The following is a 25,495-nucleotide window of genomic DNA, read 5'->3' as shown; positions in this document are numbered from 1 at the left end:
AAGTGCAGCTAACTAAAAAAGCTTAGTTGCTTGGTTTGAGCTTTCGATTTCAGCATGACGTTCAAGCCAAGCAGCCTGATCTCTCTGCCCTGCTGACGAGCCATAATATCACGCAATAAACCCTTAAAGTCCTCTAGCTCAAGCATGGAATGGGTATGCTCAATCGTTGTGAGTTGAAAGTCAGCGAACTTCATTTTAATGCCCTGCTTGGTGATCGACTTGTCAGGGCTCACTTTTTCCAATCGACGCTCAAGTTCAGGAAACAGCTTCTCTTCAATCACTTGCCAACACTCTTCATAGGTTGAAATGTTTTGGCTAAATGTCCTCTCCACACCAACCGATTTGCGCTCTCGTTCAACCACAACTTCACGCTCATCAATCCCATGGCTACGCTTCCACAACGAGGCTCCCAAACGTCCAAATCGCTTCAAAAGCTCTCGATAATCGGAATTTTTGATGTCTTCACAATGGTAAAAACCGGCGCCATGCAGTTTACGCAGACTGACTTTCCCTACACCTGGAATCTTTTCTAATGGCAAGTTGTCCACCACTTTTTGTACATTTTCAGGTGGGATAACAAACTGGCCATTAGGTTTGTTCATGTCCGACGCTACTTTAGCGAGAAACTTAATTGGAGCGACGCCAGCAGATGCAGTGAGATGAAGTTCTCGCCAAATATCATCACGAATAGACTGAGCAATTAGGGTAGCAGACCCTTGGCAAGCTGTTGAATGTGTAACATCCAGATAAGCCTCATCCAAAGACAGCGGCTCAATCAAAGATGTATAGCGTTCAAATATAGAGCGAATATGGCGAGAGGTTTCTTTGTAGACGTCCATTCGTCCGGGAACAACCAGTAACTGGGGCAGAGCTTTAGAGCTTGAGCCGTAGGCATAGCACTACGGATACCAAATTTTCGCGCTTGATAATTACAAGTGCTTAAAACACCGCGTTGACGCTCATGCCCGCCGACGGCTAATGGTCGATTGCGATAGTTCGGGTTATCACGCATCTCGACTGCTGCGTAAAAACAATCCATGTCTACATGAATAATTTTACGAACCACTTCCATAATCTATCCGAACCAATGAGAGCTGTATAAAAAAACAGTATACCAATAATCTTAAACGGAAGAAATATCCGCTTAAATTATGTATTTTTTAGCTCAATCTATAGAACTATCAAAATGAGCGATTATTATTAAAAGACTAGAATATAAAAATGGGTGGTAGACTTGAACAATAAAGTCCTTGTTGTTGAGGATAGTCGTGCATTCAGAAATTACCTCGTCCAACAACTAACTCAGTTAGGATGCGAGGTCACCGCATGTGAATCTGTAGAGCAAACCCAAGAAGCCTTACAACAACACAACGATTTTGCTTGCGCCGTATTAGATTATTGCCTGCCCGATGGGCAAGATGGTGAAGTTATCGATTTGGTCCTCGACCACAGACAGAAGGTCATTGTCTTAACGGCCATGTTTGATGTCGACACTCGTGAGCGCTTTATCGCAAAGGGTGTGATGGATTACATATTGAAAGACAGCATGAGCTCAGTATCTTACCTCATTCCTTTGGTAAAAAGGCTGATGAACAACGTCAATCATCATGCGCTCGTTGTGGATGATTCGAAAACTGTTCGTCGTCATGTCACCCAGTTACTTGAGCATCAATATATTCAAACCACTCAAGCCGAGAATGGTGAAGAGGCTCTCAAGGTACTCGCTGAAGAACCTAATATAAGCTTCATCATTACCGACCACGACATGCCTGAAAAAGATGGAATCAGTATGATCCGAGAAATCAGGCAGACCTTAGATAAAAACCGCCTTGCGATACTCGGCCTTTCCGCCAGTGATGATCGAACGATCACGGCTCAGTTTCTTAAAGCCGGGGCAAATGACTTTCTCCATAAGCCATTTAATCAAGAAGAGTTCTACTGTCGCGTTCATCAAATTTTGGACATGAGAGAGGCAAATGACGAGCTCTACAAACTCGCTAATCAAGACTCACTCACAGGATTATGGAACCGTCGTTATTTCTTTAACCAAGCGTGTAATGGCTGTGAGATCCGAAACATCGCCATGATCGATATCGACTTCTTTAAGAAGGTCAACGATACCTATGGTCATGATGGCGGTGATAGCATATTGGTGACCATTGCCAACATACTCAAGATCTACTTCAAAGATGATGTGGTTGCTCGATTTGGTGGTGAAGAGTTCTGTATTCAGCAATGCGGCCCCTACGATGACTTTGTCACTCGTTTAGAGCACATGAGAAAGCGCATTGAAAAAACGGCCGTTCCTCATGATGGTCACGAAATTTCGGTCACAATCAGTATTGGCGCAACTAATCTACAAGACAAGTTGGACCAACAGATCAAGTGTGCCGACGATAGGCTTTATAAAGCCAAAGAGAATGGTCGAAACCAAACCATTTATCAGTGATTGAACAATCTGCAAATAATAAAAAACTCGGCAATCGCCGAGTTTTTTGATGTTCGCTTTTTGAATCAAGCAATGCGATCTTTTTCCCAAGCCGCTTGCTTCTCTGCACGTGCCGCAAGCTTTTCAGCACGCTCAGCTTCACGCGCTTCACGCTTCTTACGCGCATCACAAGGCTCTGGACAGTTACACACCTTATCTACGCCAACGGCACCTAGGCCGCCGCAGCTACCTTTAACTACTTTCTTTTGGAAAATGTAACCGACCGACATCAGCACAATCACACCTAAGAAAGCTCCGAAAGTCATAATAAATGTTGTCATTGCTACCTACTCTTCTCGTTATTACGCTCTGCGGCGATTATCGATTCATATAAGCTTAAACGCCTCTGAAACTAATTCTGTAAATCCGTCTTCTGTTTTCACAATCATCAGCATCGGAATGCCATGCTGATTGGCGATTTCCATACCTTGTTGTTCACCCAATACCATTAGACCGGTTGAAAGGCCATCTGCTGTCATAGAAGACTCATTTAAAACCGTCACCGACACTACTTTATTGTTGATAGGAAAAGCGGTTTTAGGGTCGATGATATGTGAATAACGAATACCATCGCGTTCAAAATAATTTCTGTAGTCGCCCGATGTAGCAACCGCCATATTACCTGGCTCAATGATCTCTTGGATACTTCTCTCATCAACTGACGGCTTTTCAATGGCAATTCGCCACGGCACGCTTTCACGGTTAAGGCCCGCCACACGCATCTCACCGCCCACTTCCACCATGAAGTTTTCTATACCCAATGAGCCAATGTAATCAGCGACGACATCAACACCCCAGCCTTTGGCTATCGTAGATAAATCAACGTATAGATTCGGGATGTCTTTGCGAATCGTCGACTCAGTTGCCGATAGGTGCTGTATCCCCGTCATCTCGCGGCGCTTCGCTATCTCTTGTTCAGACGGTACCTTTTCGCGTCTCGCTTCTGGGCCAAAGCCCCATAAGTTAACCAACGGGCCAACTGTTACGTCTAAAGCTCCGTGCGTAAGTTGGTTCAAACGAATCGCTTCATTAACGACTTTTGCCGTCTGCCAAGACACTTCAAACTCATCGTCGCCTTGGTATTGGTTGAATTGGCTTAGCTCAGAGTCTTTACGGTACGTCGACATCTGCTGATTCACTTCTTCAAGCAGCCTGTCTACTTCAATTTGCACATCAGAAGAACTTGGCAGGCCTTCCGCTGGAATGTACTTAATGTTGTAGGTTGTGCCCATCGTCGGGCCAGTTAAATGCACTTGCTCTAACGGCTTTCCACAGCCAGCCAAAACAAAAATAGAAGTTAATGCAACAAGCCAAAATCTCACTTGCTTACTCCTGTAATAATTAACAATGCGAAAGGAAACATAAGTAAAAAAGCAAACTGCACGTAGAAACGAATGCGACTGTTTTACGTATGATGCCTTTAGAAAAACAAAGGCTGACTCAATAGAGCCAGCCATAATTTCAACAACTTAGTTGGGATTAACCACCAAAGTCATCAAGTAGGATGTTCTCATCCTCAACACCAAGATCTTTCAGCATGCCGATAACAGCTGCGTTCATCATCGGTGGACCACACATGTAGTACTCACAATCTTCAGGCGCTTCGTGGTCCTTCAGATAGTTTTCATACAGTACGTTATGGATGAAGCCTGTGTAGCCATCCCAATTATCTTCTGGCATTGGGTCAGAAAGAGCACAGTGCCATACGAAGTTGTCGTTTTCTGCTTGTAGGCCGTCGAAATCTTCTACATAGAACATTTCGCGCTTAGAACGTGCACCGTACCAGAACGACATCTTACGCTTAGAGTTAAGACGCTTAAGCTGATCGAAGATATGAGAACGCATTGGAGCCATACCCGCACCACCACCAACGAAGACCATCTCGTTGTCTGTGTCTTTCGCAAAGAACTCACCAAATGGACCTGAGATAGTACACTTGTCGCCTTCTTTTAGAGACAGATGAACGAAGACATGATACCTGGCGGTACATCAGGATTATTAGGCGGCGGCGTAGCGATACGCACGTTTAGCATAATAATACCTTCTTCTTCTGGGTAGTTCGCCATTGAGTAAGCACGGATTGTCTCTTCACTTACCTTAGACTCGTAGCGGAATAGGTTAAACTTATCCCAATCTTCACGATACTCTTCAGGTACATCGAAATCAGAGTACTTAACGTGGTGAGCAGGTGCTTCAATCTGGATGTAACCACCAGCACGGAAAGGTACTGACTCGCCATCTGGAATTTGAAGCTTAAGCTCTTTGATGAAGGTTGCTTTGTTATCGTTAGAGATAACTTCACATTCCCACTTCTTAACGCCGAAAATCTCTTCAGGAAGTTCGATATCCATGTCAGTTTTCATTGCTACCTGACATGCTAGACGCTCCCCTTCACGCGCTTCACCTTTAGTAATGTGGTCAAGCTCGGTTGGTAGAATGTCACCACCACCTGATTTAACTTTTACGCGACACTGGCCACAAGAACCACCGCCACCACAAGCAGAAGATACGAATACACCAGCACCCGCTAGTGCACCCAGTAGCTTGCTACCTGGCTGTGTAACGATAGCCAATGAAGGGTCATCGTTTACAGAAATAGTAATGTCACCTGATGGTACAAGCTTAGACTTAGCGAAAAGAATCACTAGTACTAAAGCCAGTACAATAAGGGTAAACATCACTACACCAAGAATAATAGTATTCATTGATTATTCCTTAATTGTTACGGTTTACCCGAATTACAGTTGAACACCAGAGAAAGACATAAAGCCTAACGCCATAAGACCTACAGAGATAAACGTAATACCAAGACCACGTAGACCAGGAGGTACATCAGAGTACTTCATCTTCTCACGGATACCTGCTAGAGCAACGATCGCTAGCATCCAACCGATACCAGAACCGAAACCGTAAACCACAGATTCAGCAAAGTTGTAATCACGCTGTACCATGAAAGATACGCCACCAAAGATCGCACAGTTAACCGTGATTAACGGAAGGAAGATACCCAGTGCGTTGTATAGTGGTGGGAAGAATCGGTCTAGAACCATTTCTAGGATCTGAACCAATGCTGCGATAACACCGATGAAGGTAATAAAATTCAAGAAGCTTAGGTCTACACCTGCAACCAACGCATTCTCTTTCAATACTAGATTGTAAAGAAGGTTGTTCACTGGTACAGCGATGGTTAGTACAACAACTACCGCAACACCTAGGCCGAAAGACGTCTTAACTTTCTTAGATACCGCTAGGAATGTACACATACCTAGGAAGAAAGAGAGCGCCAAGTTTTCGATAAAAATCGATTTAACTAATAAGCTAATGTAATGTTCCATGACGTCCTTACTCCTTCGCTTCCACTTGTTCAGGCTTCCATGTACGGATAGCCCAAATTAGGAAACCGATTAAGAAGAAAGCAGATGGTGCTAATAGCATTAGACCGTTTGGCTGATACCAACCACCGTTGCTTACTAGCGGCAGTACTTCTAGACCGAATAGCTTGCCTGAGCCAAATAGCTCGCGGAAGAAGCCAACAGTAATCAGTACGAAACCGTAGCCTAGACCGTTACCAATACCATCGATTAGAGACGGTAGTGGCGCAGACTTCATTGCGTACGCTTCTGCACGGCCCATTACGATACAGTTAGTAATGATTAGACCAACGAATACCGATAGCTGCTTAGAGATATCGTATAGGTATGCTTTAAGCACTTGGTCAACCACGATTACAAGCGATGCGATGATTGCCATTTGAACAATGATACGAACGCTGTTTGGAATGTGGTTACGGATAAGTGAAACAAAGAAGTTAGACAGAGCCGTTACAAATACTACGGCTAGTGTCATAACAAATGCTGTTTCTAACTTAGTGGTTACCGCCAACGCTGAACAAACACCCAGTACCTGAAGGGCAATCGGGTTGTTGTCGATAATTGGCGACACTAAGTTCTGTTTCATGTCTTTAGATGCTGACATTAGTTCAAGCCTCCATCACGAACATTGGTAAGGAAAGGACCAAAGCCCATATCACCCAACCAGAAATCGAAAGTGCCCTGAACGCCGTTGCCTGTCAAAGTTGCACCTGATAGGCCATCGACACCGTGCTCTGAACCTGCTGGAGCACCACCTTTAACCACTTGGATTGCTGGTTGATTGTTCTCATCGAACAGTTTCTTACCAACAAACTGAGCACGCCAAGATGGGTTCTCAACTTCACCACCAAGTCCAGGAGTTTCACCTTGCTCGTAGTAAGTGATGCCAGAGATTGTGTTACCGTCACTTTCAACCGCAACAAACGCGTACATCATTGACCATAGGCCATTACCGTGAACAGGGATGATTACCTTGTCAAAACCTGCATCAGATTTTACTAGGTAAACCACGCCAGTGTTTGCACGGCGAAGAATCTTGGCGTTATCTTGATCTGAAGTCAGACGAATTGACGTAGCAGGATCTTTTGCAGCTTTACGCTGATCGTAAGCCGCTGCGTCACCGTCGATGTACTCACCTGTTTCGAAGTCTACCAAGCGTGGCTCGATGTACTCAGCAAACAGCTCAGGTACAGAGCCTTCAGACTCAATTCCTGCAACTTCAACGATTTTGCTTTGCTTATCTAATACTGCGTTGGCTTGTTGTTGGCTACGAAGGCCAACAGCCGCTGCTGATACGACGATTGAACAAACTAAACTCAGTCCAATAACAACGCCCAGCGTCTTTTTAATGCTATCGTTATTACTTGCCATAGCGTGCTAGTCTCCGTTTGATGTTCTTCTCAACCACAACGTGGTCGAACAGAGGTGCAAACAAGTTCGCGAATAGAATCGCCAGCATCATACCTTCTGGGTACGCTGGGTTAACCACACGAATCATGACACACATACCGCCGATAAGGATGCCGTACCACCACTTACCACCGTTGGTAAATGAAGCCGACACAGGGTCTGTTGCCATAAAGAACATACCGAATGCGAAGCCACCTAAAACTAGGTGCCAGTGCCATGGCATATTGAACATTGGGTTCGTGTCTGAACCGATCACATTGAATAGCGTCGCTGTTGCAATCATACCGATCATTACACCTGCGATAATACGCCAAGAAGCGATTCGCATGTAGACGATCATTGCAGCACCGATCATTAGTGCAAGTGTTGATACTTCACCAATGGAACCTGGGATGTTACCGATGAATGCATCCATCCAAGTAATTGGAGCGCCAGTGATTGTGTTAACAAGTTCACCTGTACCACCTTGTGCCCATTGGCTAAGTGCTGTTGCACCAGAAAAGCCATCAGCAGCAACCCAAACTGTGTCACCTGAAATCTGCGCAGGGTATGCGAAGAATAGGAAAGCACGACCAGCAAGAGCAGGGTTTAGGAAGTTACGGCCTGTACCACCAAAGATCTCTTTAGCAACAACAACACCGAACGTGATACCCAAAGCAGCTTGCCATAGAGGAAGCGTAGGCGGAACGATAAGTGCGAATAGAATCGAAGTGACGAAGAAACCTTCGTTTACTTCGTGCTTACGCACCATACAGAATAGAACTTCCCAGAAGCCACCGACAACAAACACTGTTGCGTAGATTGGTAGGAAGAACGTTGCACCCAGAAGCATCTTACTGCCAACGCCTGCGTCCGCACCTAGAGAGCCGCCCAGCATTTCTGTTAACCAGTAGTGCCAGTTACCCGCAATGACGTCTGCAAGTTCGCTGCCTGCGTGCATAAAGTTTAAAGCTGCAATCGCTTGGTTACCCGCGTTGTACATACCCCAGAACATAGCTGGGAATACCGCGAACCAAACCATGATCATAATACGTTTTAGGTCAACGCTATCACGAACATGTGAGCTCTTTTTCGTAACCATACCTGGCGTGTAGAACAGGGTTGCTGCTGCTTCATAAAGCGCAAACCACTTTTCATGCTTACCACCAGGCTCAAAATGATGCTCAATATCTTCGAGAAACTTTTTAAGCATGAAATTACCCTTCTTTCTCAATCGTATCTAGCATTCACGAAGTAGCTGACCGTACTCGTATTTGCCTGGACATACAAAGGTACACAACGCTAAGTCTTCTTCATCAAGCTCCAAAGCGCCAAGCGCTTGAGCACTATCGATGTCACCTGCACATAGGTCACGAAGAAGCAGAGTTGGTTCCATATCCAAAGGAAGTACACGCTCGTAGTTGCCGATTGGCACCATAGAACGATCACTACCGTTTGTCGTTGTTGTCATGTTGAACAACTGGCCCTTAAATAAGTGGCCAAGGAAAGAGCGAGTAATAGAGAACTTGTTCTTACCAGGCATTGCCCAGCCGAACAGATCTTTCTCACGGCCTTCTCTTAGTACCGATACCTGAGCATGGTATCGACCAAGATAAGCGTGAGGCCCCGTCGCTTGAGTGCCTGAAAGTACTGAACCCGAGATAATACGAACTTCGCCAGGCATCAGCTCGCTATCTGTTAGATCATTCAAGCTCGCACCAATTGTCGTGCGAACTAGGCGCGGGTTGTTCACTACAGGGCCTGCTAGTGACACAACACGATCTGTGTAAAGTTCACCTGTTAGGAAAAGCTGACCAACAGCAATAACGTCTTGGTAGTTGATGCTCCATGCGACATTCTCTGTACTTACTGGGTACAAGAAATGCATGTGAGTACCCGCAAGACCTGCTGGGTGTGGGCCATGGAAAACATGTTCTTCTACATTGTTTTGCGTTGAGCGTGGCAAACTGGCGCCAGATTTACATACGTAAACCTTACCGTCAGTTAATGTAGAAATAACATCAAGACCAGCGACGAAAGCGTCTGCTTGCTCATTAATAATGAGCTCAGGGTGTGCAGCTAAAGGATTAGTATCGATAGCTGTTACAAAAATTGCCTGAGTTGAAGACTCAATTGCTGGAACCTTGCTGAACGGACGAGTACGGAAAGCAGTCCAAAGACCTGAATCAACAAGCTGAGTTTTAACCGTATTACGATCAAGACCCGCTAGTTGGCCAGATTCGAACTTATCGAATGTCACCTGCTCTTCACCTGCAACTTCAATCACAACTGATTGAAGTACACGTTTAGCACCACGGTTAACTTCGATGACTTTACCGCTTGCTGGAGAAGTAAACTTCACTCCTGGATTCTTCTTATCTTCAAAAAGAACTTGAGCTTTCTTTACTTCATCGCCTACGCGAACATGCATCGTAGGACGCATTCCAACATACTCTTCGCCAAGCAAGGCGACTTTATTGATGGTTTTACCATCATTAATCACCTGGGTAGGAGTTCCTGCAATAGGAAGGTCCAAACCCTTCTTTATTGTAATCATACGCACTTGCACTACTTTATCGGGAAAAAGATTCTTTTAATTGCGTAACTTTTAGACACGACATCAGTGTCCGGTTTTGGCGCGGTTTAAAACACCAAAATCGCAACATCCTATTAAAATACTCGTCACATACTTATGGCGAGTGTTATCAGGTGCGACAGTCTATCATCTTTTACAAAGTTGATGCCATGACCAATCACCTAATACATGGCTTTAATTGTATTGATTTAGCACTGAAAGGCTAAAGAATAGTCATAACTTTGAACCATCGCACAAACATCAATGACCCTAATTTTATCAAGGCTTTTAATGTTTGAAACATTCCTTAATATTTCCTGTTAATCCATTCACATTTGATACATGTTGTTATGCTGTTAACGTTTTGCTTATATTTCAAACAAAAAAAGGGTAGCAAACGCTACCCTTGTTAATTATTTTCCACCGCCCATACACATTGGGCTATCTGGCGCATTTCCTGACTCTGCCCATTCACTCTTGGTGTAAGTATGAATAGAGAGCGCATGGATATGATTGGCTAGCTCCTCGGCCAACACTTGGTTAACCGCACGATGCCTAGCAATTAGGCGTTTAGATTCGAATTCATCACTGACAATGACCACCTTAAAGTGGCTTTCAGAACCTTCAGGAACATTGTGCATATAACTCTCGTTCAGCACTTCAAGATGTTCTGGTGCGAACGCCTCTGACAACTTAGTTTCAATGACACTTTGAATCATATTTCTTCCTAATCTCACCAAAAGGGTTTTGGTTTCTTATACTTAGACTAATGCGGTTAATTCTACCTACCTTCAATCTTTTGGGGAAGGTTTGCCTTTGCACCGTCGCATTCATTTGCGACAATAAACCTGTTATTTCTCTATATGCAATTTGATATGAAAACCGAGCTCACACTACTTGAACGAACCCTCACTCTCCATCGCTATCCCAAAAGACACAATGAAACACTTCAAGCATGGGATGCGGGTGATGAGTACTTAATTACCCATGTTGAAGAGCTCGATTTACCGCTCAGCAGTCGCATCCTTGTTCTCAATGACCATTTTGGCGCCCTTTCTTGCTGGTTATCCGACAAACACCAAGTCACCATGATGAGTGATTCGTTTATTGCCCATCAAGGCACTAAACAAAATATACGCGCTAATCAGTGCAAGGACATTACCCTGGACTCTACGATGGATGACATTCCAGCAGATACAGACATCGTGCTGATGCAGATCCCGAAGATCAATCGTCACCTGATTTGGCAATTATCCCAGCTTCGTAAGTATCTTAAGCCGGGAACGCCAGTCATCGCCGTTAATAAAGCAAAAGAGATCCACACGTCGACATTAAAGTTATTTGAGAAGTACCTAGGTACAACCACCACATCATTAGCTTGGAAGAAACATCGACTTGTCTTTAGCACCCCTAATAGTAGCCCAATATCTGAGGTGTCACCGCATAACTACTGGCCTGTTGATGGTGAAAGCTTTGAGCTTGGTAACTTACCCAATGTGTACTCTGGCGAATCGCTCGATCTTGGTGCCCGCTTCATGCTTAAGCATTTACCTCGTGATCTCGGCAGTGCCAAAGTTCTGGATCTCGGTTGCGGAAATGGAGTGCTCTCAGTCAAGCTTGCTCAGCTCAACCCTGACGCGCACATAACCTCAGTAGACGAAAGTTACATGGCGGTGCAAAGTGCTAAAGAAAACCTGACAAAACAGTTTGGTGAGAGTGATAGATTCAACGCCATAGCAAACAATTGTTTAGATGGTTTCCCAGCACAAGAATACGATCTTGTCGTTTGTAACCCTCCCTTTCACCAGCAACAAGCCATTACCGATCATATCGCTTGGCAGATGTTCTGTGATGCAAAGCATGTTCTTAACACTGGTGGGCAATTAATAGTTATCGGTAATCGTCACCTCGGCTACGATGGTAAATTATCGAGACTATTCGGCAAGTCGAACGTAAAAACGCTCGCTTCCAACAACAAATTTGTTATTTTACAAGCAACTAAATAACTCGTTTCACGTCGTTATCGTCGACGCTACGTTGATAAAGATATAAGAAAAGGAAATTACCATGAGAAAACTGGTTCTAGCAGCTTCAGTGGCTTTGCTTGCAGCATGTTCGGCGCCTCAGCAAGAACAGATTAACTTCATGCCAAAAGCTACGCTGAGTAACAGTGACCTCGTGCAAGGCAGCACTTTTACTCTAACCAGTAAAGACGTTCGTTCTGCGCAATATGTTGCTCTTGTCGACAGTGGTCGTTCAAACATTGAGCCTATCCACTCTAAGCAAAATGTTCGCATTGCTATCGAAAATGCGCTGGCTGAGCAATTTAACTCTCAAGGCTTCCGCTCTACAGTAAACAGTGAAAACTCTGTTGTTGTTGAGATCCAAGAAGCGCTCGTGACAGTGAAACACAGCGTGATGGAAAATGAGATGGACGGCAAAGTAACCATCGAAGTAACGGCTGAAACACCAAAAGGCAAACTGGTTAAAACTTACACGGGCACGGGTTCTCGTTCAGGCATGCTGAGTGCGTCAAACGAAGAAGTTGAGCAAGTGCTTAACGATGTCACTAATCTCGTTGTTCAAGAAATAGCAAACGACAGTGAGCTTCGTACTTACATGCAGGAGCGCTTCTAATGTTGCGTGCGTTCATTGCATCACTGGCTCTCGTTAGCTGCTCACTATTAGCTGCACCAAAAGTTCTGGTTGAGACCAACCTCGGTCCATTTGAGATTGAGCTGTATGAAAAGAAAGCACCAATTTCGGTCGAGAACTTTCTTCGCTATGTCGAAGACGGCAGTTATGAGGGCAGTATCTTCCACCGCGTTATTCCTAATTTCATGGCGCAAGGTGGCGGGTTTGATAAAGACTTCAAACGACTAGAGACCTATGCACCAATTAAAAACGAAGCGGATAATAATGTTGCTAACAACACGGCGACAGTTGCAATGGCTCGAACAAACGATCCCAATTCGGCAACCCGTCAGTTCTTTATCAACTTCAAAGACAACCATTTCCTAAACAAAAGCCGAAGCTCTGACGGATACGCAGTGTTTGGCCGTGTGACAAAAGGCTTTGAAGTCGTCCAAGGTATGGCTAAAAAACCAACTCGCAGCGTAGGACGTATGCAAGATGTGCCGGTTGATCCTATCGTGATCACTAACATTAGCGTTATAGAATAACTTCTAAAGGCTCCTTCTTCTGGAGCCTTCTTTTTCTACAAGGACTTGTTTATGTCTTCACCTTCCCTCTCGTGGAAAGAAACGATCCGTTCTTACCTTGATCGACGCCTAATGTGGGTATTCATGCTTGGGTGCTCAAGCGGTTTTCCGTGGGTGCTGATAGGCTCAAACATGTCCGGTTGGTTGACTGATGCGGGCCTTACTCGTGCCGCGATCGGATACTTTGGTAGTGTATTCGCCGTTTACGCGATCAACTTTATGTGGGCACCTTTGGTGGATCGCGTCAAATTGCCATTACTGCATGGATGGTTAGGCCAGCGCAGAAGCTGGATCCTTCTTTGCCAAAGTTTGATTTTGATCTGCACCCTGTTCATTGCAGGTGTCGATCCAGCAACAAACCTTATGTTTACTTCGATGCTTGCTCTGGGTATTGCGATAGCATCATCGACACAAGATATTGCGATCGATGCGTTTCGTATTGACACTTTCCCTAAGTCACAAGCCAATAAACTGCCTCAAGCCTCTGCGATGGCGGTGATTGGTTGGTGGACCGGCTATTCCTTACCTGGCTACTTAGCCTTTATTAATGCCGATTCGATTGGCTGGAACGGCGTTTACTATGGAATGGCGTTAATCGTTGTAGTTTTGATGATATTCACTGTGCTCGTGGGTGAGCCAAAAACCAACCGTGAAGCATTGCAAGCTGAAGCAGAGGCAAGACACAGCAAAGTAGTCGGTTCTAAAGTTGCCGCCTGGTTCTCGGTAACAGTGATTGAGCCGTTCTTGGATTTCTTCAAACGTAACGGCGTACAAGTTGCCATTACTCTACTTCTGTTTGTGTTCTTATTTAAGATTGGCGAAGCCTTCTTAGGCCGTATGTCGATCACCTTCTATAAAGAAGTCGGCTTTAGTAATGAGCAAATTGGCTATTACTCGAAGCTGATTGGTTGGGGGCTACGATCGTCTTCACTCTCGTAGGCAGTATGTTCAATGTGAAGTTTGGTATCGTTCGTGGCTTGATGATTGGTGGTATCGCTATGGCAGGCAGTAACTTAATGTTCTCTTGGATTGCCAAAGTTGGCCCAAGTGAAACCTTGTTCCTTGCAACGATTTTGGTGGATAACTTTACTACCGCATTTTCGACCGTTGCGTTTGTGTCATTCTTAACGGTACTGACTGGGCAAGCTTTCTCAGCTACTCAATACGCGCTTCTTGCTTCATTGGGTAACTTCGGCCGTACTACGCTCGCCTCCTTTAGCGGTGAGTTGGTCGACTACCTCAACGACTGGTCGCTATTCTTCATCATTACCGCCTTAATGGTGATTCCAAGCTTAATTATGCTGTATTCACTCCGTCACTATTTTGCGGACCTTTTGGATAAAGCCAAAAAGCGAGATGAATTAGAATCTAAATAACCTGATCGGTTTTATTTAAGGGAAGCGTTCGCTTCCCTTTTTTATTTCTAGCGACAGCTAAAACTGAATGCATAATACCCACACTAACTAAATGTGTTGTTTATCCATCGTACGTATAGTTTTTAGGCAAACCATTGCGCAATCGATAACTCACTCAAAAATTATGCAACGGTGTGAAAGTTCCATTAAATTTACGAAAAACGATCAATAGTGAGATCAATGTCACAAATTAAATTTAGTTTTTGCATCCAATACACTTTTAATTGAGATTTATATCGTTATTATTCTCCCCAAGTTTCGCAGCACATTAATTATGCAGCGACAAAAATTTCCCGTTCCATATATACAGAGAATGTCCCCATGAAAAAAACACTTTTATCTCTAGGAATCATTGCTGCAGCTGCAGCTGCTCCTGTTCAAGCTGAATACCTATACGGTTGGGGTGATGTAAGCCTTAACTACCTAGATTGGTCTAAAGGTACAGAAGAGCGTAACGGCGGTTTCAAAAACGACTTCATGTTCCTAGAGCTTGAAGGTGGTGCTGGTTTCACTTGGGGTGAACTATACGGCTTCGCTGACTTTGAGTTCCAAGACGGCAACCCAGCTGGCGACAGCAGCGCTATGGCGATGTCTACTAAAGGTTCTATCGCAGTTAAAACAGGTGTAGAAGAGCTACGTTTCTACGCTCAAACATACTCTACAGAGAACCAAGGCTTCCACGCTCGTAACACTGTCGCTGGTCTTTCTTACAACTTCTCTGGCGATGCTTGGTACTTCAACCCATTCGTTGGTTTCCACTACACTAACACTGGTGGTTTCGCTGACATGAACGGTGGTATGTTCGGTTGGGTAACTGGCTACAACTTCAACCTAGGTGAGCAGAAATTCTCTATCACTAACTGGCACGAATCAGAATTTGCACGTGCTGATGAGTACGTAGCAAACAGCGGCGAGACTGACGATCTGTCTTACAACGGTGCTCTTGCAGCATGGTGGCACGCAACTTCTGAAATCAGCACTGGTGTTCAGTACCGCTACGCTCACAACAAGCTAGGTCAAAACCAAACTGACAATGCAATCATCTACACAGTTAAGTACAACTTCTAATTGTTGAACTGATTGAACAGATAGAAAAAATGGCGCTCTTTGAGCGCCATTTTTATTGGCATCAAGCCAACGGTTGATTATGCTTATGCCTTAGATTAACTGTTGGAATCACCGTGAATATTGTTGTTCTTGGCCCCGGTGCCGTCGGCTCTTTATGGGCTTATAAACTAAATCTCGCTGGCCACAACGTCTCTGTTTATAGTAGTCAAAACCTCCCAAACCTTTCTTTAGAGCTCGATGAACAGCCCGCACTCAGTTTTGTAAATCAAAGCATCGAATTACTAACTAAGGCAGACGTGTTACTGGTTACCGTCAAAGCTTGGCAAGTCGAAGCAGCTATCGAACCTCTGATTAAACACATTGATGAACGATGCATCGTGGTGTTTATGCACAATGGCATGGGCGCTGTTGATACCGTTGCACCTCTACTAGATCGAAACCCTTTAGTGCTTGCTACCACGACTCACGGTGCTTATAAGCCTAGTCGTGAGAAAGTACTTCACACAGGACACGGCAACACGCTTTTGGGTGGTTACAACTCAAAAGGAAGCCGATGCGACTTTTTGGCCGAGGTATTCAATCATGCACTCGCTAATTGCCAATGGACAGAAAACATCAATCTAGCGTTGTGGAACAAGCTTGCGATTAACTGTGCGATTAATCCATTAACAGCCATTGAGCAATGCAGAAATGGCGATCTAGCGAAAGAACATTATCAAGAGAAGCTTAACCAAATCATTGATGAGGTGTGCCAAGTCATGCGCGCCGAAAAAGTTCCTATTACCCGCGAGCAGCTAGAAGAGACCGTTACTCAAGTGATTAAAGCAACGGCCGAAAACTACTCTTCTATGCACCAAGATGTTTTCTATCAGCGCAAAACCGAGATAGACTTTATAACAGGCTATCTGTTGGTCTCGGCGAAGCGACACAATATTTCAGCGCCAACCAATCAAGCCCTTTACGACAACATTAAAACCATCGAAAACAGTTGGACTCAATCATGACCAAAAAAGTACTTGTCCCTATTGCACCTGGCACCGAAGAAATGGAAGCCATTACTATCATCGACATGATGGTGCGAGCAGGCTATGACGTCACGGTAGCCAGCGCAGATTTTGAAGGTCAATTAACAATGAAGGCCTCACGCGGCGTCACATTAACTGCAGATTGCAAACTGGTGGACATTGCCGATGAAGAATTTGATGCAGTCATCCTACCGGGTGGTGTTGAAGGCGCAGAAAATTTCCGTGACAGCACTGTATTGATGGAGATCGTAAAACAGCAGATGTACGACGGGCGATTAGTTGCCGCAATCTGCGCGGCGCCAGCATTGGTTCTTCAGCACCATGGATTGTACCCAAATGCAATCATGACAGGCCATCCAAGTTTCGAATCTCACTTCCCTGCAAAGAACTGGCGTGTAAAACGAGTGACCTATGATGTTAACGACAACGTGTTAACCAGTCAGGGCCCGGGGACTGCATTAGAGTTTGCTATGGAAATCATCATATTGCTCTCGGGTAAAGCACATGCTTGGACTGTAGCTGAGCCTATGGTGACAATTCCGACTCTGCAATATCACAAACAGGGTGATGCATAATGCTTGATGTACAAGCAATCAGAGCTCAGTTCCCAGCGTTACAGCTGATGGTTAATGAGCAACCCTTGGTTTACCTTGATAGCGCCGCAACCACACAAAAGCCGCAATGTGTGATTGATGCCATCAGCCGTTACTACAGCCAACAGAATGCTAATGTGCATCGTGGTAGCCATAGCTTAACAGCCAAAGCCACCAGCGAGTTTGAAGCGGCTCGCCAATGCATGGCTGATTTCATTGGCGCGTCATCAAGTAAAGAGATCATCTGGACAAGAGGGGCGACCGAAGCCATTAACCTCATTGCCCAAACTTATGCTCGCAGTACATTAAAAGCGGGGGACGAAATTCTTGTTAGTGAGATGGAACATCACGCAAACATAGTGCCTTGGCAGATTGTCGCTGAGCAGAGCGGCGCTAAAGTCATTAAAATCCCAATGACGACCGAATGCCAACTCGATTTTGATGCTTACCAATCTCTTATTTCAGATAAGACCCAAATCGTAGCGCTTGCTCAAGTGACCAATGTCACTGGGACTCGTCAGCCGATCGAATCTGCGATTGAACTTGCGCATCAACATGATGCAATCGTAGTGGTCGATGGCGCACAAGGCATTGTTCATGAAAAGGTTGATATGCAGAAGCTAAATGCCGATTTCTACGTATTCTCCGGGCATAAGCTGTTTGCACCTGCGGGTATTGGCGTGTTGTATGGAAAGCAATCTCTGCTTGAGTCTATGCCACCATGGCATGGTGGTGGAAAGATGGTGGAGTCGGTGTCTTTCGAAAAAACCACCTTTACCCAGCTACCTGGCAAGTTCGAAGCAGGAACGCCAAATGTGGCAGGCGCGATTGCCTTGGCTGAAGCCGTCACTTGGTACCAGTCTTATGCATTAGCCGATGTCGAAGACCATATCCACCAACTGCAAACTTCATGTTATGAGGCCTTAAAAGGCATCGACGATATCGACATTCTTGGCTATCAGCCAAACTCTAGCGTTATTACTTTCGTGATCGATGGGGTGCATCATCAAGATATTGCTACCCTACTCGATCAGCAAGGTATTGCCGTTCGCGCGGGTAATCACTGTGCTCACCCTCTGATGGATGCACTGGGTGTTAAAGGGACGGTGAGAATTTCATTCGCCATCTACAATACCCAACAAGATGTCGAGCGAGTGGTACAAGCTATCGAGAAAGCAGTCGATATGCTATAAGCAACAAGCGATGAAAAACTCACGCTCAAAGCATTCGCAGTAAAATCTCTCCCCTCCCCACACACATTGAAAAAAGGCTTGCCAACATTGGTAAGCCTTTTAGATTCTACTCAGCACGATTAACTCGCTATTGCGCCACGCTCTTTATCTGTTCAACAATCGCTTTCAAGCCATTGCCACGAGATGGGCTGAGATGGGCAATCAATCCAAGCTGGTCAAAATAAGCATCAATATCGAAGGCTTTTATCTCATCACTGGTCTTACCGTTAAACGCAGCTAAAACCAAAGCAATCAGCCCACGAACAATGCGCGCATCCGAATCAGCGCAGAATTGCCAGACATCGCCTTGCTGTTGACTCACAAGCCATACCGAGCTTTCACATCCGGCCACCGTCACTTCAGAAGACTTAAACTCTTCCGGCATTTTAGGCAGTTTCTTACCCCATTGGATGACCTGACGGTATCTGTCTTCCCAGCCTTTCAAATCTTGCATTACAGCAGCAATTTGGTCGCTAGTAATATCACTGCCAAACGGGTTTTGAGGGAAATCGAGCATACTGACCTAAGCCTACTTTGAGTACTTTTGAATAAGTTTTTCAACAATACGCGATACAGCAACAAAACCAAAGGTTGCCGTTACCACAGTTGCCGCACCAAAACCGCTCGCACAATCCATTCGCTTTGGACCTTCAGCGGTTGATTTAACGCCGCACACCGAGCCATCTGGCTGTGGGTACTTTAACTGCTCTGTGGAAAACACGCACTCAATGCCAAACTTGCGCTGTGGATTCTTCGGGAAATTGTGAAGGCGACGTAATGTATCTTTGAGCTTTTTCGCCAAAGGATCTTGAATTGTCTTGGTCAGATCCGCCACTTTAATTTGTGTTGGGTCTACCTGACCACCAGCACCACCCGTAGTGATCACTTTGATCTTATTGCTTCGACAGTAAGCAAGTAGCGATGCTTTGGCTTTTAGGCTGTCGATCGCATCCAACACGTAGTCATAATCTTTGGTTAGATACTCATGTTGGTTGTCTGGCGTGATGAAATCGTCAATCAGATTGACTTTACATTCTGGGTTGATCAGCTTGATTCGCTCAGCCATCACTTCAATTTTACTTTGCCCAACAGTACCAGACATCGCATGAATTTGACGGTTAATGTTGGTCACACATACGTCATCCATATCAATCAGAGTAATCTCACCAATACCCGTTCTAGCGAGCGCCTCTGCCGCCCATGAACCTACACCACCGATACCAATAACACACACATGCGCGGCGCGAAGGATCTCTACTTCGCTGTGCCCATAAAGTCGTCGAGTTCCACCAAAACGTTGGTCGTAACTGTCTGAAGCTGGCGTATCAAGTTGTCGCATATTGAAGGTCCACATCGGTAAAAACAAAGAGTGCGTTTTATACGCACTCTTGGGTAAAAAGTCTAGGTATTCAGGTTAGGGGCTAATTATTAACCTCAGGGGATAGCGCCCATGGTGATTGCGTTGGTGAGTTCTCTAAACCCAATTTCCAGACTCGACCAAAGTGACGGTAATGCCCTGCATCAATGCCCGCTCTTGCGCCAATGCCATGGTACAAATCTAAGTGATTCTGTTTCACGGCTCCGCCAGTATCTAGAACAATAAGCAAGCGCAGTTGATGTGCACCACTCCAAGTACCATCCGCATTTAGCAAAGGAACTTCTGCTAGAATCGGTGTCCCCATTGGGAACAAGCTACGATCACCCGCTACTGAAGCCATTGGCAATAATGGAATACCTGCGGTACCCGTTACCGGAGCCGCAGCTTTCGGCTGGAAGAACACAAACGACGTGTTTTGCTCAAGCACCTCTCGGACCACATCATCATCGTTAGCCAGTACCCACTCTTTAATCGCTTTAAGCGACATCTCTTCACGAGGGACTTCACCGCGCTCAATCAGTACTCGGCCAATACTCACGTAAGCTTTGTTATTTTTGCCTGCGTACGCGAAATATTCCAACGTATCATCGTCTTCGAAATGCACATAACCGCTGCCCTGCACTTCCATAATAAATGGATCGATACGGTTAGCCGCGTAGCCAAGCTCTAACCCTTGGCCTTCTAAGGCCCCGTTATAGATCTCAGCTCGTGTTGGGCAATCTTCACTGCATTCTGGTAAACCATATACTGGATATTTGTACTCTTCATTTGGCTCATGACGCAGCTCCATCACCGGAGAGAAGTAACCTGTGAACATCACATTACCTTGCTATCACCACCTGCTAATTGCGCAGCTTGAACACCATAACTCGCTAGCTCGTTCGGATCGCCGCTTTGCATGGCCCAGTCACTCAATTGACGATACAGAGGCTCATAGACTGCAGCCATGGAAGGTGAACGGGTGATCACCTCATCAGCTTGGCTATTGAACTTGGTAAAATCAGTAGGGACATTCGTCTCGATAACTTCAACTTGATTGAGAGGCTTTGAGAACTCGCCATCAAGGTATTGTTGCGCACGCTCTGTAGGCTGAGCACAGCCAAAAAGCATAGCGACACATGCAAGTGGGGTAAACTGTTTAATCACAAATAGATATCCTTAAATTGAGTCGTTCGAGCATGACAAACTCTCTGATAAATCTCAATCGTATTAAGGCTACCTGACACCAATTTTATGGTTTTCTAACAATTTAAAGGTGGGGTTATAGTGCTCATCCGATTCCAACATCATTTCAGTGTTGGATTCATTGCGCATTTTATAGCGGTACTCTACCCCTCCCGCCATATAAGAGAAGTACCATCCATCATAATCAAAGTCGGTAGCAACCAGATTTCCATCTACTGATACGCCTTCAGAACTCAAGATGATTTTTTGTACTGCGTAACTTGCTACATTTTGCTCAACCCATACACCGTAAATCTCTTTCTTTGGGAAAAAATGACTCATCATCCTGTCATACACCGTTGCGTATAATATGATCGTCACCACCCCTCCGATGAGTACAATCGAAATCAGGATCTTTTCGACCGATTTCTTGGGTTGACTACCCAACTTTTCTTGCTTCTTCGCTTTGCTCATATTGATACCTTAGGAGGGCTTTCAAGCCGCACCAACTTCAAAGTTTCTTTCCGCCCTCTAAGACCGAAAAAAACAGTTTACAAGTGAATATAAATACAATATGTTCATATAAGTATTCACTAAGAGCATAGCCAATTGAAAATTCGTAGTACCGCTTTAGTCAAAGGTTTTCGCCAATCGACCCCTTATGTGAATGCACACCGTGGAAAAACCATGGTGGTCATGCTTGGGGGAGAAGCGGTTGAAAACAAAAATTTCTCTAACATTATTAGCGACCTTGCATTACTGCACAGTCTGGGCGTCAAAATTGTTTTAGTTCATGGTGCTCGCCCGCAAATCAATCGCATCTTAGAAGCGAATCAATACCAAACGCCCTATCACAACGGGGTGAGAGTCACTGACGAGAAAGCGCTTAACTTAGTGATGCAAGCAGCAGGTCAGCTTCAACTTGCCATTACGGCTCGCCTATCGATGAGCCTGAACAATACGCCAATGGCAGGTACCCAACTTAATGTGATGAGCGGTAATTTCATTACCTCTCAACCATTAGGTATAGATGATGGTGTGGATTACTGCCACAGCGGGCGTATCCGCCGCATTGATATCGAAGGCATTAATAGAACCCTAGAACAAGGGTCAATTGTACTGCTCGGCCCAATTGCTAGCTCAGTGACCGGCGAGTCATTTAACCTACTTTCTGAAGAGGTGGCGACTCAAGTTGCGATCAAGCTTGGAGCAGACAAACTGATTGGCTTCTGTTCAGAACAAGGGGTGATTGACGAAAATGGCAATGCTGTCGCCGAACTTCTGCCAAATCAAGCGGAAAAGATTCTGCAACACTTACAGTCGGGCGAAGGCTCTTGCGACTCTGCCAGCACAGGAACACTTCGCTTCCTACGCGCCTCCATCACCGCTTGCCGAGCAGGCGTACCTCGAAGTCACTTGGTGAGCTACAAAGAAGATGGCGCGCTTATTCAAGAACTGTTCTCCTTTGACGGTATCGGTACTCAAGTGGTCACCGCTAGCGCCGAACAAGTACGAAATGCCTCAATTAATGATATCGGGGGTATCTTAGATCTCATTCGCCCGCTTGAGCAGCAAGGTATCTTAGTGAGACGATCTCGCGAGCAGTTAGAGCAGGAAATTCACCAGTTCACCATCATTGAGAAAGATGGATTAATTATCGGCTGCGCGGCGCTCTACCCATACAAAGAAGAACGTATGGCGGAAATGGCCTGCGTGGCGATTCATCCAGAATACCGCGATGGTAATCGAGGACTGTTACTACTCAATCACATGAAGCTGCAGTCGAAATCTCAAGGCATTGAACAGATCTTCGCTTTGACAACGCACAGCCTGCACTGGTTTAGAGAGCAAGGCTTTATGGAGATAGAAGTCGAAAGTTTGCCGACCACCAAACAGAATCTGTATAACTATCAACGACGTTCAAAAGTCCTCGCTCTAAAGGTATAACCCGAAAATCTCACTTATAAAACAAAATAAAACCAGTTTCATAATATTTAGAGCAATATTTACTTTTAATGGTATGAGATATTGGTTAATATTCACGCTCCTCAGCTTGAGGAGCTGCCTTTCGGGGTCATTGGACTCTTTGCCTAACTCAGTTGGGCCCGCATGGATTGCCTTAAACACTAAAACAAGTCGATAAGAGCAAAAAGTCTATGAGAACCGTCATCTGTAATTCGGTACAAAGCTTTTGGGATATGGCTGATAACCATTTCTTAGAAGGACTGGACGTCCACTGTGTCTTTCCAGTCAATGAAGGCTTAAAAGCGTTTATTTTGAACTATCAAATTCGCTATAAAATTCGCAGTATCTCATTTTCAGATGCAATCAACTAAGCGGATACCTTTGCCAAGTCTCCATGGATGGGACTTACCTTCACTCCCCTAATCAGCTCAATCGCTCAACCAAACCACTGATTCGCTGCGTTTTCACTCTCACACCACGCTTTAACACATTCATATCCGCGTATAACACTAACCGCTTCTTCGCACGAGTGATCCCTGTGTAAATCAACTCTTTGGTCAAGATTGGCGTAAACTCAGCCGGTAACAACATCAAAGTAAAATCGAATTCACTGCCCTGAGATTTGTGTATGGTCATCGCGTACCCAGTTTCGTGCTCTGGCACTCGGCTCGGCAAAATTGCCTTAACGCTACCGTCTGGTAACTCGAAGAACACCTTCAAACGCTGCTCTGGATCTTCACTGTCACGCATACACAAACCAATATCACCATTATACAAACCCAAGCCGTGATCATTGCGCGTTACCATAATTGGCCTGCCGTGATACCAAAGCTCGTCTTGAGTTCGAATCAACTTTCTCGCAGAAAGTGCTCGCTCCACTCTGCTATTTAGACCAGCTACACCAAAATCCCCTTCGCGAATCGCACAAAGCAACCGGCAGCGACCAAACAGTTTTAGCGCCGCTTTTGCCCGCTCTCGCTGTGTTTCTGGATTCTGAGTTTCAGGATTGGTGACTACCTCATCCAAACGCTTAAGATAAAACCCATACTCTTTGACCAACGTTTGCAACATGTGGTTATAGTTCTGGCTGCTAAGCGGGTAGTGCTCAATATCAGCAAAGCCACTTTGCCACACTTTTTCAAGCTGGCTAACTTGCCCCATGTTTACCGCTTTCGCTAGTTGACCGATTCCTGAGCGCGCGTCAAAACGGTAACTCTTTTGCAGCATACACAAGCTATCCGCGATTGGGCTATTCACATGACGCTTTTGATTCATCAGTTGAGTAAAACCGGTCAGCGAGGCCACTTGGCTCGACTGGTTAGCGCTGTAGCCATACTGTGAAAATGAGCAAATATCACCTAACACTGCACCCGCCTCTACCGAAGATAACTGGTCTTTATCACCGAGTAAGATAAGGCGAGCATTTTTCGGCAAGGCTTCCACCAGCTTATACATCATCGATAGATCTACCATTGAGGCTTCGTCAACGACTAAGATATCCAGATGCAAAGGGTTATCTTGATGATGTCTAAACTCGACACTCCCCGGGATCGCGCCTAACAATCGATGTAAGGTACTCGAATCGGTCGGTATCGCAGCTTTGAGCTCCGGCGATACTGGCAAGGCTTCAACCGCCGCACCAATGGATTCGGTTAAGCGAGCAGCAGCTTTACCCGTTGGAGCCACCAACTTAATAATTGGGGAGCTTCCCGCTTGCTGACTTTGCGTAATCAGCGCGGCAAGAAGTTTCGTTACTGTGGTCGTTTTACCCGTACCTGGCCCACCAGAAATGACGGCAAACCGACGAGTCAGCGCCACTGAGGCCGCCACCTTTTGCCAGTTAACACACGCCGACTGCGGCACTAACTGTTCTAGCACCTCGAGATCGTCCACTCTTGTTGCACTGATTAGCGCCTGATTGATTGCTGGCCAATCAAGGGGGTCAGTATTAACCACGTCAAGGTGATCCAATACCAATTGCTGACGCTGAATTTCGCTGGTATCCGAACCCAGTTGCTTGAGTGCATTAAACAGAAAGTGATAGCTACGCTTAAATAGATGGTTAAGAAGCGCTGTGAGTTCAGAAATACTCTCACTGGTCAATTCGACGGGCTGGGCAAGCTCTCCGATTCGAGCCGCCAATGCCACTTCATAAAACCAGTACCGCTGCAGGTAGAGCCTCTTCCCATCAAACACCATAGGTAACGCACCAACTTGAGTGCTATTGCCATCAAAGCCGTTTGTTTTACGCACCAATTCGCTTTGTTCAAGCAAATGCATCCAGTCAACTTTGGCGAGGCGTTCAATCCATGGTTCGGCACTTTCTCCAAACAAACCCAACTGATTGGCTAACCCAGCTGCGAACACTTGAGAATGATAAGCTTGATCTGGTGTATTGAGTTGCAAGCAGATATGACCGTGACTAAGTTGCTGACTTAACGCTGCTGCAATGAAGCCAATCTCATCTTGATTTTGCTTTGCTTGGGAAGCAATAAAGCGGGCAAACTGATAATCGAGCTGCCTAATTGCGCCTTTTTCCACTAAAAGCTGTAACAGCGTAAACATGTTAGTTCCCATTAGAAAACAGTCCCATTAATAAACAGCCTCATCA

21 protein-coding genes and 5 pseudogenes are annotated in these 25,495 nt (G+C 45.3%); 11 read left to right on the top strand and 15 right to left on the bottom strand.

What is annotated here, in order from left to right; genetic code table 11:
- Nucleotides 1-8 precede the first annotated feature (8 nt).
- A pseudogene (gene dinB, locus UA76_RS21535) lies at nt 9-1,012 on the bottom strand (DNA polymerase IV).
- A 222-nt stretch (nt 1,013-1,234) separates the two neighbouring features.
- On the opposite strand from dinB, the gene UA76_RS21530 reads away from it, so the two are divergent.
- Nucleotides 1,235-2,449, top strand: a complete 1,215-nt coding sequence (locus UA76_RS21530; protein WP_047049975.1) for a response regulator — start codon at nt 1,235-1,237, stop codon at nt 2,447-2,449.
- Nucleotides 2,450-2,514: 65 nt separating this feature from the next.
- Here the strand turns inward: UA76_RS21530 and nqrM are convergent, their stop codons facing one another.
- The 9 genes and pseudogenes from nqrM to UA76_RS21485 form a co-directional block, all read right to left on the bottom strand.
- Nucleotides 2,515-2,769 (bottom strand): (Na+)-NQR maturation NqrM, encoded by a 255-nt coding sequence (gene nqrM / locus UA76_RS21525; protein WP_047049909.1) that lies wholly within the window; start codon nt 2,767-2,769, stop codon nt 2,515-2,517.
- Nucleotides 2,770-2,814: 45 nt separating this feature from the next.
- Nucleotides 2,815-3,810 (bottom strand): FAD:protein FMN transferase, encoded by a 996-nt coding sequence (locus UA76_RS21520; protein ID WP_047049907.1) that lies wholly within the window; start codon nt 3,808-3,810, stop codon nt 2,815-2,817.
- A 157-nt stretch (nt 3,811-3,967) separates the two neighbouring features.
- A pseudogene (nqrF, locus tag UA76_RS21515) lies at nt 3,968-5,193 on the bottom strand (NADH:ubiquinone reductase (Na(+)-transporting) subunit F).
- 33 nt (nt 5,194-5,226) lie between these two features.
- Nucleotides 5,227-5,823, bottom strand: a complete 597-nt coding sequence (gene nqrE, locus UA76_RS21510) for an NADH:ubiquinone reductase (Na(+)-transporting) subunit E (protein ID WP_047049905.1) — start codon at nt 5,821-5,823, stop codon at nt 5,227-5,229.
- Between the two features lie 7 nt (nt 5,824-5,830).
- On the bottom strand, nt 5,831-6,463 hold the full coding sequence (locus tag UA76_RS21505) for an NADH:ubiquinone reductase (Na(+)-transporting) subunit D (protein WP_047049903.1): 633 nt from the start codon (nt 6,461-6,463) through the stop codon (nt 5,831-5,833).
- Nucleotides 6,463-7,230, bottom strand: a complete 768-nt coding sequence (locus UA76_RS21500; RefSeq protein WP_047049901.1) for a Na(+)-translocating NADH-quinone reductase subunit C — start codon at nt 7,228-7,230, stop codon at nt 6,463-6,465. The genes UA76_RS21505 and UA76_RS21500 overlap by 1 nt, the downstream gene beginning before the upstream one ends.
- Entirely contained in the window at nt 7,220-8,461 is a 1,242-nt protein-coding gene (locus tag UA76_RS21495) for an NADH:ubiquinone reductase (Na(+)-transporting) subunit B (RefSeq protein ID WP_047049899.1), read from the bottom strand. The genes UA76_RS21500 and UA76_RS21495 overlap by 11 nt, the downstream gene beginning before the upstream one ends.
- Before the next feature lie 4 nt (nt 8,462-8,465).
- Nucleotides 8,466-9,805, bottom strand: a pseudogene (locus UA76_RS21490) (Na(+)-translocating NADH-quinone reductase subunit A).
- A gap of 431 nt (nt 9,806-10,236) precedes the next feature.
- On the bottom strand, nt 10,237-10,542 hold the full coding sequence (locus UA76_RS21485; protein WP_047049896.1) for a BolA family protein: 306 nt from the start codon (nt 10,540-10,542) through the stop codon (nt 10,237-10,239).
- Nucleotides 10,543-10,698: 156 nt separating this feature from the next.
- On the opposite strand from UA76_RS21485, the gene UA76_RS21480 reads away from it, so the two are divergent.
- The 8 genes and pseudogenes from UA76_RS21480 (at nt 10,699) to csdA (ending at nt 18,338) form a co-directional block, all read left to right on the top strand.
- The gene (locus UA76_RS21480; RefSeq protein ID WP_047049893.1) at nt 10,699-11,829 is read left to right on the top strand and encodes a methyltransferase; all 1,131 of its coding nucleotides are present in this window, start codon (nt 10,699-10,701) and stop codon (nt 11,827-11,829) included.
- A 61-nt stretch (nt 11,830-11,890) separates the two neighbouring features.
- Entirely contained in the window at nt 11,891-12,460 is a 570-nt protein-coding gene (locus tag UA76_RS21475; protein WP_047049892.1) for a YajG family lipoprotein, read from the top strand.
- Nucleotides 12,460-13,005, top strand: coding sequence for a peptidylprolyl isomerase (locus UA76_RS21470; protein WP_047049890.1), 546 nt, complete (start codon nt 12,460-12,462; stop codon nt 13,003-13,005). Before UA76_RS21475 ends, UA76_RS21470 begins: the two co-directional genes overlap by 1 nt.
- Before the next feature lie 51 nt (nt 13,006-13,056).
- Nucleotides 13,057-14,420, top strand: a pseudogene (locus UA76_RS21465) (AmpG family muropeptide MFS transporter).
- A gap of 360 nt (nt 14,421-14,780) precedes the next feature.
- Nucleotides 14,781-15,527 carry an outer membrane protein OmpK gene (locus tag UA76_RS21460; RefSeq protein WP_047049888.1) on the top strand — a complete coding sequence of 249 codons (747 nt, stop codon included), beginning with the start codon at nt 14,781-14,783 and terminating at the stop codon, nt 15,525-15,527.
- A 113-nt stretch (nt 15,528-15,640) separates the two neighbouring features.
- Nucleotides 15,641-16,531 (top strand): 2-dehydropantoate 2-reductase, encoded by an 891-nt coding sequence (gene panE, locus UA76_RS21455; protein ID WP_047049885.1) that lies wholly within the window; start codon nt 15,641-15,643, stop codon nt 16,529-16,531.
- Nucleotides 16,528-17,127 (top strand): DJ-1 family glyoxalase III, encoded by a 600-nt coding sequence (locus UA76_RS21450; protein WP_047049883.1) that lies wholly within the window; start codon nt 16,528-16,530, stop codon nt 17,125-17,127. Before panE ends, UA76_RS21450 begins: the two co-directional genes overlap by 4 nt.
- Nucleotides 17,127-18,338 carry a cysteine desulfurase CsdA gene (gene csdA, locus UA76_RS21445; protein WP_047049881.1) on the top strand — a complete coding sequence of 404 codons (1,212 nt, stop codon included), beginning with the start codon at nt 17,127-17,129 and terminating at the stop codon, nt 18,336-18,338. Before UA76_RS21450 ends, csdA begins: the two co-directional genes overlap by 1 nt.
- A 127-nt stretch (nt 18,339-18,465) precedes the next feature.
- Here csdA and csdE read toward each other — a convergent pair whose 3' ends face one another.
- From csdE to UA76_RS21425, 4 genes and pseudogenes are all read right to left on the bottom strand, one after another.
- On the bottom strand, nt 18,466-18,894 hold the full coding sequence (gene csdE, locus UA76_RS21440; RefSeq protein ID WP_047049879.1) for a cysteine desulfurase sulfur acceptor subunit CsdE: 429 nt from the start codon (nt 18,892-18,894) through the stop codon (nt 18,466-18,468).
- A gap of 12 nt (nt 18,895-18,906) precedes the next feature.
- Nucleotides 18,907-19,716 (bottom strand): tRNA cyclic N6-threonylcarbamoyladenosine(37) synthase TcdA, encoded by an 810-nt coding sequence (gene tcdA / locus UA76_RS21435; protein WP_047049973.1) that lies wholly within the window; start codon nt 19,714-19,716, stop codon nt 18,907-18,909.
- 82 nt (nt 19,717-19,798) lie between these two features.
- Nucleotides 19,799-20,865: pseudogene (mltA, locus tag UA76_RS21430) on the bottom strand (murein transglycosylase A).
- A 105-nt stretch (nt 20,866-20,970) separates the two neighbouring features.
- Entirely contained in the window at nt 20,971-21,393 is a 423-nt protein-coding gene (locus UA76_RS21425) for a DUF2850 domain-containing protein (protein WP_047049877.1), read from the bottom strand.
- A 135-nt stretch (nt 21,394-21,528) separates the two neighbouring features.
- Between UA76_RS21425 and argA the strand changes: the two genes are divergently transcribed.
- Both argA and UA76_RS21410 read left to right on the top strand, forming a co-directional pair.
- Complete coding sequence (gene argA / locus UA76_RS21420) at nt 21,529-22,866, top strand: amino-acid N-acetyltransferase (RefSeq protein WP_047049874.1); 1,338 nt, start codon at nt 21,529-21,531, stop codon at nt 22,864-22,866.
- 209 nt (nt 22,867-23,075) lie between these two features.
- The gene (locus tag UA76_RS21410) at nt 23,076-23,255 is read left to right on the top strand and encodes an SPRY domain-containing protein (RefSeq protein ID WP_047049871.1); all 180 of its coding nucleotides are present in this window, start codon (nt 23,076-23,078) and stop codon (nt 23,253-23,255) included.
- 52 nt (nt 23,256-23,307) lie between these two features.
- On the opposite strand, the gene recD is transcribed toward UA76_RS21410, so the two are convergent.
- On the bottom strand, nt 23,308-25,461 hold the full coding sequence (gene recD / locus UA76_RS21405; RefSeq protein ID WP_047049870.1) for an exodeoxyribonuclease V subunit alpha: 2,154 nt from the start codon (nt 25,459-25,461) through the stop codon (nt 23,308-23,310).
- Between the last annotated feature and the right edge of the window lie 34 nt (nt 25,462-25,495).

The sequence above is a fragment of the Vibrio mexicanus genome (assembly GCF_001012815.1).
In the GTDB taxonomy this organism is placed as follows: Bacteria; Pseudomonadota; Gammaproteobacteria; order Enterobacterales; family Vibrionaceae; genus Vibrio; species Vibrio mexicanus.
Note: the sequence above shows the minus strand (reverse complement) of the source record. Positions and strands in the feature narration are given on the sequence as shown.